Origin of the sequence: Tahibacter sp. (genome assembly GCF_032229445.1) — a bacterium.
In the GTDB taxonomy this organism is placed as follows: domain Bacteria; phylum Pseudomonadota; class Gammaproteobacteria; order Xanthomonadales; family Rhodanobacteraceae; genus Tahibacter.
In genome coordinates, this window is the sequence record NZ_JAVTWC010000038.1 from 76,824 (window position 1) to 88,683 (window position 11,860).

At 68.0% G+C, this 11,860-nt stretch carries 9 protein-coding genes and 1 pseudogene; 5 read left to right on the forward strand and 5 right to left on the reverse strand.

The features are described 5' to 3' along the window. Positions 1 to 59 precede the first annotated feature (59 nt). The 5 genes from RUU78_RS08285 to RUU78_RS08305 form a co-directional block, all read right to left on the reverse strand. Positions 60 to 935, reverse strand: a complete 876-nt coding sequence (locus RUU78_RS08285) for a hypothetical protein (RefSeq protein WP_313915493.1) — start codon at positions 933 to 935, stop codon at positions 60 to 62. 235 nt (positions 936 to 1,170) lie between these two features. Beyond that, the gene (locus RUU78_RS08290; protein ID WP_313915495.1) at positions 1,171 to 3,993 is read right to left on the reverse strand and encodes a serine/threonine-protein kinase; all 2,823 of its coding nucleotides are present in this window, start codon (positions 3,991 to 3,993) and stop codon (positions 1,171 to 1,173) included. A 7-nt stretch (positions 3,994 to 4,000) separates the two neighbouring features. Continuing rightward, the gene (locus RUU78_RS08295; protein ID WP_313915497.1) at positions 4,001 to 4,558 is read right to left on the reverse strand and encodes an ECF-type sigma factor; all 558 of its coding nucleotides are present in this window, start codon (positions 4,556 to 4,558) and stop codon (positions 4,001 to 4,003) included. Between the two features lie 221 nt (positions 4,559 to 4,779). Continuing rightward, positions 4,780 to 5,127, reverse strand: coding sequence for a hypothetical protein (locus tag RUU78_RS08300; protein WP_313915499.1), 348 nt, complete (start codon positions 5,125 to 5,127; stop codon positions 4,780 to 4,782). Positions 5,128 to 5,214: 87 nt separating this feature from the next. Continuing rightward, entirely contained in the window at positions 5,215 to 6,525 is a 1,311-nt protein-coding gene (locus RUU78_RS08305; protein WP_313915502.1) for a dicarboxylate/amino acid:cation symporter, read from the reverse strand. 582 nt (positions 6,526 to 7,107) lie between these two features. Here RUU78_RS08305 and RUU78_RS08310 point away from each other — a divergent pair. The 5 genes and pseudogenes from RUU78_RS08310 to RUU78_RS08330 form a co-directional block, all read left to right on the forward strand. After that, on the forward strand, positions 7,108 to 8,529 hold the full coding sequence (locus RUU78_RS08310; protein ID WP_313915504.1) for a UbiA family prenyltransferase: 1,422 nt from the start codon (positions 7,108 to 7,110) through the stop codon (positions 8,527 to 8,529). 2 nt (positions 8,530 to 8,531) lie between these two features. Further along, positions 8,532 to 9,827, forward strand: coding sequence for an FAD-binding oxidoreductase (locus RUU78_RS08315; protein WP_313915506.1), 1,296 nt, complete (start codon positions 8,532 to 8,534; stop codon positions 9,825 to 9,827). A gap of 3 nt (positions 9,828 to 9,830) precedes the next feature. Continuing rightward, positions 9,831 to 10,568 (forward strand): SDR family oxidoreductase, encoded by a 738-nt coding sequence (locus RUU78_RS08320; RefSeq protein ID WP_313915508.1) that lies wholly within the window; start codon positions 9,831 to 9,833, stop codon positions 10,566 to 10,568. Next, positions 10,565 to 11,515, forward strand: coding sequence for an NAD-dependent epimerase/dehydratase family protein (locus RUU78_RS08325; protein ID WP_313915510.1), 951 nt, complete (start codon positions 10,565 to 10,567; stop codon positions 11,513 to 11,515). Before RUU78_RS08320 ends, RUU78_RS08325 begins: the two co-directional genes overlap by 4 nt. Continuing rightward, a pseudogene (locus RUU78_RS08330) lies at positions 11,512 to 11,860 on the forward strand (hypothetical protein); the annotation flags it as partial. The gene RUU78_RS08325 and the pseudogene RUU78_RS08330, both read left to right, overlap by 4 nt.

Here is an 11,860-nt window from a genome sequence, read left to right on the forward strand (position 1 = left end):
AAGCGCCGCGGAAAGTCGCCCGGCAGACTACCCGGCGACCACGCCGGACCGGGGCACGCTCAGGCTGCGGCTTCGCCGCCGCGGCGGGCTTTGGGCACCGTGCGCAACTGCGGCGGCTTGCGCGCGGGCGGACGCATGGGCGGCCGCGCCGGCGCCACGCGGCCCAGCAGGTCGGCGATGCTGCTGGCTGGCAGGGCCGCGAAAACACGGGTCAGGGGACGCGTGTCGGCCAGCACGAAGCCCACGATGCGTGACGTCTCCAGCATCGTGCGCGCACCGAACCCCAACGACATCGCGTGCAGCGCACTGCCCCGAGGCGCCCACCAGACCGCGCGCGTCGCTCCATTTCGCGCAGCCAGCTCCAGCAATGGCCTGAGCAGCTGCTTGAGTGGCGCGAAGCCCTTGCGGTAGCGCGAGGCCAGACCGATGCCGTTGATCGCGAGCACGACCGTGTCGCCGGTCAGCGCGGCGGCGCGGCGCTCGAACTCGATCCAGTCGTCGCTGCGCAGATGCCCCAGCGCCTGCACCTGCTGGTAGTGCTGCAGCGCCTCGGCCAGACTGCCGCAGCGCGCCCAGGCGTAGCCCACCGGGCTGCCGTCCGGCCCTCCGAGCAAGGCCATGACGCAGTGACCGTGCAGTTCGCGCGCGAGGCGGCGCGAGAACGCGACCGGCGCATCGAGCCCCAGCAGCAGGGATTCGCGCAGCAGTTGCCGGTGCAGGAGGCAGAAATCGTCGGCGTAGCCGAGCTGGTCGAGCGCCTGCACGCTGTCGTACAACACCACGCCGTGACCGCCTTCGTGGTTGTGCGCCTTGCGCAGGCGCCAGGCCTGCCAGCGCCAGAAGCAGCGTATGCGCCAGGTGCGGACGCCCGCCAGTATGCCGTCGCCGGGCCAGGACGCGACGGTGCCGGGAGGGTACGCCGGATGAGCTGCCATGACGCATCTCCCCTGTGAGATGTCATTGCAAGCGAACTGCGGGGAGCCACTATCTCGCCGGCACTGCGCAGGTGCAAGTCGACAACTGTGACGTGCGGCGTGGACACACACCTTCGCTCCAGCCGCGCCCGGACAATGTCATGACCTGCTACGGTGCCGCGCGAGACCGGCCGGGCCGGCGCCGGATCGTCACGCCGCAGCGCGGCTCGCTGGCGTGTCGGCGCCTGTTCGCCCGTTACGAGCGGACGCGCAACGCCTTCAGCCGGCGCCGCTCGGTCGAGCCTGCCGTGAACGTCTGTTCGATCGGCGCCGCGTTGGCATCGACCAACGCTTTCGCCGCCGCTGCGTCGCCGCCAGTCCGAAGCGCCTCGGCGAGGTCCAGCGCCGCCGCCGCAGTCAGCGGATGGCGTTCGCCGTAGTGCTCGACGAACAGCGCGTACTCGGCACGAAAGGCGGCCAGCGCCGCGTCGGACCGGCCCCGCGCCACGGCCAGCCGCGCGCGCTCGCGCTCGCGCTGTCCACGCAGGCTGTTGTCCGCCTGCACCTGCGCCGCGTCGAGTTCCGCCAACGCGGCTTCGGCGTCGCCCAGCTTGCCTTCGCGACGCAGCAATTCGACCCGCAGCAGCAGCGAGCGGCCGAGATCGATATGTGTCGCGCTGAGCCGCGCGCGGCGGCCGGCCAGCGAATGCTCCACCAGCGGCCGCGCTTCTTCCACAAATCCACGACGTAGCAGCAAACGCGCGAGGTTGTGCTCGCCGCGCAGCACAGCCACGTCGTCGTCGGGAAATATCTGCCGCCGTACGCGCAGCGACTCACGCAGCAGCGGCTCGGCTGCGGCCAGGTCGCCGGTTTCCTCCAGCGCCACGCCGAGATTGTTCAACGCCAGCACCAGATTGGAGGGCACGGTGTTCGGATCGGTCCGGCGCAGGCGCAGCGATTCGCGCAGTGCCTGGATCGCTTCGGCGTAGCGGCCGGCATCCTGCAACACCCAGCCCAGGTCGGTGTAGCTCACCGCAACGCCGTCACCCTCGCTGCCAGCGATGCGCAACCGCAGCGCCAGCGCCTGCTGCTGCATCGCGATTGCCTCGTCGTAGCGCTTCTTGCCCGCGAGCGCGCGCGCATAGCCGTCCAGGCTGTGCAGCACGGACGGATGTTCATCGGTGCCGTAGAGCGTGCGTTTGGCGGCCAGGACCTGCTCGTGCATCGCGATCGCTTCGTCGAGCTTGCCCTGGTTGGCGTAGACGCCGGCCAGGTTGTGCATCACCGCCAGCGTGTTGCCGCCCGTTTGCTGGCGCACTTCCAGCGCGCGCTTGAGATAGCTCTCGGCTTCGGCATCGCGGCCGCCGATCCCGCGCACCACGAGGCCCAGCGTGTTCCACGAGTCCGCCAGCTCCGATTCGTCGGGCGGCGTCGCGGCTTCGCGCAGGGCCAGCGCTTCCTGGGCGGTCTTTTCCGCGTCGAACTTGCGTCCGTTGTTCGTCTCCATCACCGCGAGATCGGCCAGCATGCGCGCGCGCTCGGCATCGAACGACGCACCGGCCCGCTGCCATTGCGCGATGCTGTCGCGATACAGCTCCATCGATCGCTTGGGCTCGCCGGCCTGGTCCCACGCCCGCGCCAGCACGCCGAGCAGACGGCCCTTGACGTCGGGCCGGTCGTTCAGGCTGGCTGCAAGTTTGCGCGTGCCTTCCTCGAGCATGTCGCGGGCGCGCACGTCGCGCTGCTTGGTGTTTTTCTCCGGATTTGCGAACTCGAAGATCGAAATCAGGAACGCGCTGACCTGCTTCGCGGTTTCGGCCTGACTCAGCGCCTGACGTTCCGCCACGAGCGCACGGTCGCGCTGACCGCGCGCCTCCCGTTCCGCGGCGAGTGCCCGGTCGCGCTCGTTGATCAGGCTCCAGCTGAAGCCCGCCGCCATGATTACGATCGCCGCTCCGGCCGTGAACAGGGGCCAGCGCCGCCGCGCCAGGCGGCCCAGGCGGTAGCGCAAGGTCGGCGCGCGCGCATGCACCGGCTTCTTGTCGAGATGCCGTTCGATATCGGTCGCGAGCGCATCGGCCGACGCATAGCGCAGGCCGGGATGCTGCGAGGTCGCCCGCTGGATGATGGCGTCGATGTCACCGTGCAGCTCGCGACGCCAGGTGCACTGCTCGCCGGCCAGTTCGCTCGCGCGACGCTGTCCGCGCGACAGCAGCGTGACCGTGCGGTCGTTCGCGTCCAGCCGCGCCTTGCGGCCGCTGACCAGCTCGAACAGGATCAGGCCCAGCGAGTACACGTCGCTGACCACGCTGACCGGCGCACCCGCCATCTGCTCGGGACTGGCATAGCCCGGCGTGTAGTACGCATCGCCGGGCCGCGTGCTCGTGCGGTCCAGCGCTCGCGCGATGCCGAAATCGAGCAGCACCGGCGCACCGTCGGCGCGCACCAGCACGTTCGAGGGCTTCAGATCGCAATGCACGATCAGGCGCTGGTGCGCGAACGCAACGGCGCGACAGACGTTGCGGAACAGCCGCAGCCGCGCCTTCAGGCGCAGGCCGTGCTCGGCGCACCAGCGATCAATCGCGATGCCCTCGACGTATTCCATCACAAGGTAGGGCTGGCCGCCCGGCGTCGCACCGCCGTCGAGCAGGCGCGCGATGTGCGGATGCTGCAGGCCGGCGAGGATCTGGCGTTCCGCCGCCAGCAGCGACAGCGCATCCTCGGTCGGTATGCCGCGCAGCAGCTTGATCGCTGCCTGCTGCTCGAAGTGGCCATCGGCGCGTTCGGCGCGGTATACCGTGCCCATCCCGCCGCTCGCGAGCTTTTCCACGAGCCGGTAGGCGCCGACGCGATCGTCGAGACCCAGCTCGGTTTCGGGCAACTGCGCGAGGATCGCCGCGACCGGCGTCACGACGCGGTGCAGCCCGCGCGTCTCCGCGAGGATCAGCGCCTCGACTTCGGCGACGACATCCGTGCTTTCCCCGCTCTGCCGCAGATGCGCGAGGCGCGCTTCGGGCGCAAGGTCGCAGACCTCCTCGAATAGCCGTCGCAGCTGCGCGAAGCGCGAACCGGTGGCCATGGCCGCGTCAGCTCAGGACGCGATTGAGCCAGGCCCGCGCAAAGCGCAGGTCGCGATCCACGGTCGGCACGGAGATGCCGACCACGGCCGCGATCTCCTCGCGTTCCATGCCGGCGAAGTAACTCATCTCGACGATGCGCGCGACGCGCTGGTCCTCGTCGTGGAGCTGGTTCAAGGCCTGATCCAACGCGATCAGGTCCAGTTCGATGCGCTGGCCTTCGGAGGCTTCCGCATGGCTGAGCGTGACGACGACGATGTCGCCGCCGCGCTTGGCCGACAGACGCGAACGTGCCTGATCGACGAGCACCGACCGCATGTGCATGGCCGCGAGCGCAAGGAAATGCGCGCGGTTCTGCCAGTCGGTATCGGCGCCGAGCAGCCGCACCAGCGCCTCGTGCACGAGCGCGGTCGGCTCCAGGGTCTGCTGCGCACCTTCGCGCCGCAGCCGCACCGACGCCATCTCGCGCAGGGTGTCGTACAGCCGCGGCATCAGCCGCTCCAGCGCGAGGCGGTCGCCGCCGCGCCAGGCCTGCAGCAATTGGGTTACATCGCCGACGTCGGACATGAGAGAACCGGGGACTGGACGCCCGGATTGTGCCCGAACGTTACAGGCTGTGTCGCGGGGTATGGCCGAGTCCGTCGCCAACGGAAGTACCGCGCGTGGCTCAGGTCCGCGCCAGGGTCAGACCGGTGTACCTCGCGCCGCTCGGGGCGATCCGCTGTCACTGACCTCGCGATGGGCGCGGGACCGGCCACACCGTTGCCACCGCAGCCGCAGCCGACCCATCACTCGCAAACGTGCGGCTCGGCCTCGTCACAGGGTATGTCACGCAACACCCGGATATCACCTGAAGCGTCGACGGCATAGGCAGGACCGTGCTCGTAGACCAGGGGCCTGGCGCTCGGCATCGAGACGAACGTTCTTCCCGGATCTTTTCTCGATTGGACGCACCGCGCGTCGTCAGGGTCCGCCGTATCGCCCGAAGCAGCCTCCTGCTCGCCGACCGCTTGATTCATCGAACGCCGATAAGCGACCACTCTTGCGACAGCCATGGCGCAACGGATCGAAACGACCTCACGAGGATTCGAAGCCGTGGCAGCAGCGAGTATCAGCACCGATATGCCGAGCACCATTCCCTTCCCTATACCCTGGTTTTCCCATCCACGCGATGGAGAGCAAGCGCTCTGGCGCGCTGCCGGCGGTTACTTCCACCGTGCGCATCAGCCGGGCGGCGGCGACTCCGGCTCGCCGCGCGAGACCACGACGGTGGCGACGAGATCGCCGGTCACGTTGAGCGTCGTGCGCGACATGTCGAGCAAGTGGTTGACGCCGAGAATCAGGCCGATGCCTTCGGGCGGCACGTTGACCATGGCGAGGATCATCATGATCACCGGGATGGAACCGGCCGGCACGCCGGCGGTGCCGACGCCGCCGAGGATGCAGACACCGAGCACGACGAACTGCTGGGCGATCGTGAGCTCGACGCCGAAGAACTGCGCGAGGAACAGCACGGTTACGCCTTCGAACAGCGCCGTGCCGTTCTGGTTCGCGGTCGCCCCCACAGTCAGCACGAAACGCGCGATGCGCGGCGGCAGGCGCAGGTTTTCCTCGGCGACCTTGAGCGAGGTCGGCAAGGTCGCCGACGACGACGCGGTCGAGAACGCGGTCAGCATGGCTTCCTCGACGCTGCGGAAGAAGCGCAACGGACTCATGCCGCCGAAAACCTTCACGATCGCGGAATAGACCACGAACTGGTGGATCGCCAGCGCGAGCAGGACCACGCCGACGTACTTGCCGAGCAGGAACAGCACCTGCCAGCCGAGCTTCGCGGTCAGGGTGAACAGCAGGCAGGCCACCGCATACGGCGCGAGCCGGATGACGCGGTCGATCAGCGTCATCGAGATGTCGTAGATGCCCTGGATGAATTCCTTGACGCGCGCGACGCCGGGTGTGGGCGTCAGCACCATGGCGATGCCGAACATCAGAGCGAAGAACATGATGCCGATCATGTCGCCGCCCGAGGCGGCGCGAATGATGTTGTCGGGCACGATCTGCACGACCATGTCGATGCCCGACGGCGGGGCCGCCTGCGCGGTGATGCTCTTGGCCTTGTCGGCGCTGTCGGCGAGCAAGGTCGCGCGCGTCGTCTCATCGAGGCCGATGCCGGGCTGCAGCAGGTTGACCAGAACGAGGCCGATGATTACGGCAATGCCGGACACGAAGACCGTATAGACCAGCGTTTTCCAGCCCACGCGGCCGAGCGAACGCAGATCGCCCATCTCGGCCACGCCGAGTACCAACGCCGAGAACAGCAGCGGGATCACCAGCATCAGCAGCAGGCGCAGGAAGATCTGGCCGATGGGCTGGGTGACGTAGGTGACCGTGTTGGCGAGCCAGACGCTGTCGCTGCCGGCAAAGGCATAGCACAGCACGCCGGCGACGATGCCGACCAGAAAGCCGATCAGGATGCGCGTATGCAGGGCGAGTCCGCGCGGAGCGGATCCGGCGGCGGTATCGGAGACGTGGCTCATGCGGATCCCGCGGCGAGGGTGGATAAAACGCCGACCCTACCGGAGAAGCGCGTGTGCGGGCAATGCGCTAGCGGACCTGCACGGAAAGATCGAGCCCGATGCGACAGGGGGGACGCATCGGGCCCGCGCGGTCGTCCTGACCAGAGCACCCTGCCCTTCCGGAAACTCCTTCGAACACTGCAGCGCCTTGGCACTTGGGCCGACCACCAGATCTCCACAACCCTGGCCAAACGCTACGCGTTTGGCCGCCCCCTTTACTAAAGGGGGCTCCAGAAGCAAGAGCCACCGGATACTCAGTTTTGGCTTTCTGGACGTTCGAAATGCGGCGCCGAGGCTAATGGGGTGGCGGTGGGTAAACTGTCCACGGGTTCGCAGTTCGGGGCGTTGGGCAATTTCCGTGCGGTGCTGTGACGGTTTTGCTGATGGACGGTGGCTTCGCCGTACACGCCGCGTCCACGCGATGGGAGACGAGGCGGACGCGACAATCCCCCAATGCCGGCCTGCCGTGGGCGGGCGGTGTAAACTGCGCTGCTTTGCCACCGGCGCCTGCCGGCGCCGATCATCGATACCCAGAGTTCGTGGATGTCTGCCCAACCGATTCCGCTTTGCGTCGATCTCGACGGCACCCTGATCCGCTCGGACCTGCTGTTCGAGTCGGCCCTGAGCCTGTTGCGGCGCAACCCGTTTTATCTGTTCGCGTTCGCGCTCTGGCTCGCGCGCGGTCGGGCACATCTCAAGCGCGAGATAGCGCGGCGCGCCGAGGTCGATCCGGCCACGCTGCCCTATGACGAACGCGTCGTGGAGTGGCTGCGGGAACAACAGGGCCAGCGGCCGCAGGTGCTCTGCACCGCCTCCGATGCCGCGCTCGCGCGCGGCGTGGCCGACCATCTGGGCCTGTTCGACGCGGTGATGGCCAGCGACGGCGAACGCAACCTCGCCGGTCGCCACAAGGGCGAAGCCCTGCGCGAACGCTACGGCGAACGCGGCTTCGACTACGCCGGCAACGAATACCGCGATCTGCACATCTGGAAACATGCGCGCCGGGCGGTCGTGGTCAACGCCGACAGCGGCCTGGCCCGCGCCGCCAGCGAATGCTGCGAAGTGGAACGCGTGTTCGAGCCGTCGCGTGGCGGCCTGCGCACCTGGCTCAAGGCGCTGCGCCTGCACCAGTGGCTCAAGAACCTGCTGGTCTTTCTGCCCTTGTTCACCTCGCACCGGGTGCTGGAAACCACGACGACGCTGCACTGCGTGCTCGCGTTCCTCGCCTTCGGTCTGTGTGCTTCCGGCGTCTACCTGCTCAACGACTTGCTCGACCTCGACGCCGACCGGCGCCACCCGCGCAAGCGCCTGCGACCATTCGCCGCCGGCACGCTGCCGCTGTGGCAGGGACTGCTGGCCGCGCCGCTGCTCGCGCTGGCCGGACTCGCGCTGGCGCTGTGGATCTCGCTGCCGTTCGCCGGCGTGCTCGCGTGCTATTACGGGCTGACCCTGGCCTACTCGCTGCGCCTCAAACGCATCGTCATGCTCGACGTGGTGATCCTGGCCGCCCTGTATACCGTGCGCATCATCGGCGGCGCCGTGGTGATCGGCGGCGGCCTGTCGTTCTGGCTGCTCGCGTTCTCGATGTTCCTGTTCCTGAGCCTGGCGATGCTCAAGCGCTATACGGAGCTGCGCAGCCTGCTCGGCAGCGGCAAGGCCGAGGCGAGCGGCCGCGGCTATTCGGTCGAGGACATCCCGCTGATCCAGTCGCTCGGCGGTGCCAGCGGCTACATGAGCGTGCTGGTGCTCGCGCTGTACATCAACAGCACCGCGAGCGAGGCGCTGTATCGCAACCAGCAGGTGCTGTGGCTGCTGTGCCCCCTGCTGCTGTACTGGATCAGCCGGGTCTGGCTGATCGCACATCGCGGCCAGATGCACGACGATCCGGTCGTGTTCGCCCTGGTCGACCGCGTCAGCCGAGTGATCCTGGCGCTCTGCGCGATCGTCGTCGCCGGGGCGATCTGAGCATGACAGGCACTTCGTGGGGCCGTTATCCGCAGCCACGCGTGCAGCGCCTCCTCACGGTGCGCGATCGTGACGCGGCGTTGCCGCCATTCGACGGCACTGCGTTGCCCCACGGCAACGGCCGCAGCTACGGCGATTCCTGCCTCAACGACGGCGGTACGCTGCTGTGCACGCGCGGACTGGACCGCTTCATCGCGTTCGACGCGGAGCGGGGCGTCCTGCGCTGCGAGGCCGGCGTGCTGCTCGGCGAGATCCTCGACCTCGTCGTGAGCCAGGGCTGGTTCCTGCCGGTCACGCCGGGAACCAAATATGTCACCGTCGGCGGCGCGATCGCCAATGACGTGCACGGAAAGAATCATCACGTCGCCGGCTGCTTCAGCGAGCACGTCAACGGCTTCGAGCTGCTGCGCAGCGACGGCAGCCGGCGCTGGTGCAGCGCGACGGAAAACGCCGACTGGTTCGCCGCGACCGTCGCCGGCCTCGGCCTTACCGGCCTGATCACGTGGGCCGAACTGCGCCTGCAGCGCGTGCGCGGCCCGTGGCTCAACAGTGAGACCCACCGCTTCGGGAGCCTGGCGGAATTCTTCGCGCTGTCCGCAGCCTCCGAACGCGACTACGCATACACCGTGGCCTGGATCGACTGCGCCGCGCGCGGCAGCGCCGCCGGTCGCGGCCATTTCATACGCGCCAACCATGCGCCGGCCGGCGACGGGCCGCGGCCGTCGAAGCGCCGCCTCGCGGTTCCTCTGACGCCGCCGTTGTCGCTGATCAACAGCCTGAGCCTGCGCGCCTTCAACGCGTTGTACTACCACCGCCTGCGCGGCCGCGTGCAGCATGCGCTGACCCACTACGAGCCGTACTTCTACCCGCTCGACGCGATCGGCGGCTGGAACCGCCTCTACGGTCCGCGTGGTTTTCTGCAGTACCAATGCGTACTGCCACCTACACAGGCGGAAGCCGCGCTGACCGAACTGCTCGCGCGCATCGCCGCCAGCGGCAGCGGCTCGTTTCTCGCCGTGCTCAAGGTATTCGGTGAACGCCGGTCCGCTGGTATCCTCTCGTTCCCGCGGCCCGGCGCCACCCTGGCGCTGGACTTCCCCAACGACGGTCCGGCCACGTTCGCGCTGCTCGATGCGCTGGACGACGTGGTCGCGGCCGCGGGCGGCGCGGTCTACGCCGCAAAGGACGCGCGCCTCGCCGGAGCGCGCTTCCGTGACTATTTCCCGGCCTGGACCACGCTGCAGCCCTACCTGGACCCGCGGTTTTCCTCGGGCTTCTGGCGCCGCGTAACGGAGTAGACCATGCGCAGAATCCTCATCGTCGGCGCGACCTCGGCCATCGCCGAAGCCACCGCCCGACTGTTCGCCGCGCGCGGCGACGCGTTGTGTCTGGTCGGGCGCGACGCGGCGCGGCTCGCGACGATCGCGGCGGACCTGGGCGTACGCGGCGCCGTGCGCACGGCAACGGCGACGCTCGAGGTCACCGACTACGCCGCCCACGCCGACGTGATCGCGCTGGCCGAGCGCGAACTCGGCGGACTCGACACCGTTCTGATCGCGCACGGCACGCTGTCGGACCAGGCCGAATGCGAAGCGTCGGTCGATGCGCTGCGGCGCGAATACGACATCAACGCGCTCAGCGTCATGGCCTTGCTGACACCGATCGCGAACCGCTTCGCCGAGCAGGGTTTTGGCAGCATCGCCGTGATCTCCTCCGTCGCCGGCGACCGCGGCCGCATGTCGAACTACGTCTACGGCTCGGCCAAGGCCGCCGTCAGCGCGTTTCTTTCCGGGCTGCGCCAACGCCTGCAGAAATCCGGCGTCAACGTGCTGACGATCAAGCCCGGTTTCGTCGATACGCCGATGACGAAAGATTTTCCGAAGGGCGCGCTCTGGGCCAAGCCCGACGCCATCGCGCAAGGCATCGTCAAGGCCATCGAAAAGGGCCGCAGCGTGGTCTACCTGCCATGGTTCTGGAGCCTGATCATGCTGATCATCCGCAACGTGCCGGAGTTCGTGTTCAAGCGGGTGAAGCTGTGACGCCGGCGAAAACCGACAAGCTCGTGCTGACCGGCGCCGCCGGACTCGTCGGCCAGAACCTCTTCGTCGAGCTGAAGGCGCAGGGCTATTCCAATCTCGTCGCCATCGACAAGCACGCGCACAATCTTGCGATCCTGCGCGAGCTGCATCCGGATGTGCAGACCATCGAGGCCGACCTCGCCGAGCCCGGCACCTGGAGCGGCAGTTTCTCCGGCGCGGCCTGTGTGGTGCAGCTGCACGCGCAGATCACCGGCAAGTTCCCCGACGAATTCGTGCGCAACAACGAGCAGGCGACGCGGCAGGTGCTGGATGCCTGCCGCCAGCACGCCGTGCCGTACCTCGTGCACATCAGTTCCTCGGTCGTCAATTCGGTCGCCGTCGACGACTACACCAACACCAAGAAGGCGCAGGAAAAGCTCGTCGTCGACAGCGGCCTTCCCCACTGCGTGCTGCGGCCGACGCTGATGTTCGGCTGGTTCGATCCCAAGCACCTGGGCTGGCTGTCGCGCTTCATGGCGAAGGTGCCGGTGTTTCCGATTCCGGGCCATGGCCGCTACATGCGCCAGCCGCTGTACGAGCGCGATTTCTGCCGCTGCATCGTCAAATGCATCGAGACCCAGCCACCCGGCGCGATCTACGATATCTGCGGCGACACGCGCATCGACTATGTCGACATCATCCACACGATCAGGCGCGCAAAGGGACTGCGCACGCCGGTCGTGCATATCCCGTACGGGGTTTTCAAGACGCTGCTCAAGACCTATGCGCTGTTCAGCAGCCGACCGCCGTTCACCGCAGCACAGCTCGATGCGCTGACCGCCGGCGATGAGTTCACCGGCGTCGATACGCAGGCCGTGTTCGGCGTGACCCAGACACCGTTCGCCGATGCCGTGCGTGAAAGCTATTGCGATCCGCGCTATGCGCACATCGTGCTGGAGCGTACATGACGGCTCGCCCACTACCCGCCACGACATTCGCGCGAGCCAACGAAGACGCAGAGATTCCCGGCTTCCTGCTGGCCTTCAGCCTCGCCGCCGTCGTGCTCGCGCTGCGCGCGCCCGACGCGCTGACGCTGCCGCAGTTCTGGGCCGAGGACGGCGTCATCTTCTTCGCGCAGCAGTACGATCGCTCGTTGCCGCCGTTGTTCCAGCCCTGCGCTGGCTATCTGGTGGTAGCGCAACGGCTGGTCGCCTGGTTCGCCACGCTGTTTTCGAATGTCCATGCGCCCCTGATCTACAACCTGGCAGCCCTCGTTTTCGGCGCCGCTACCATCGCCTCGCTGCGCCGGCTGC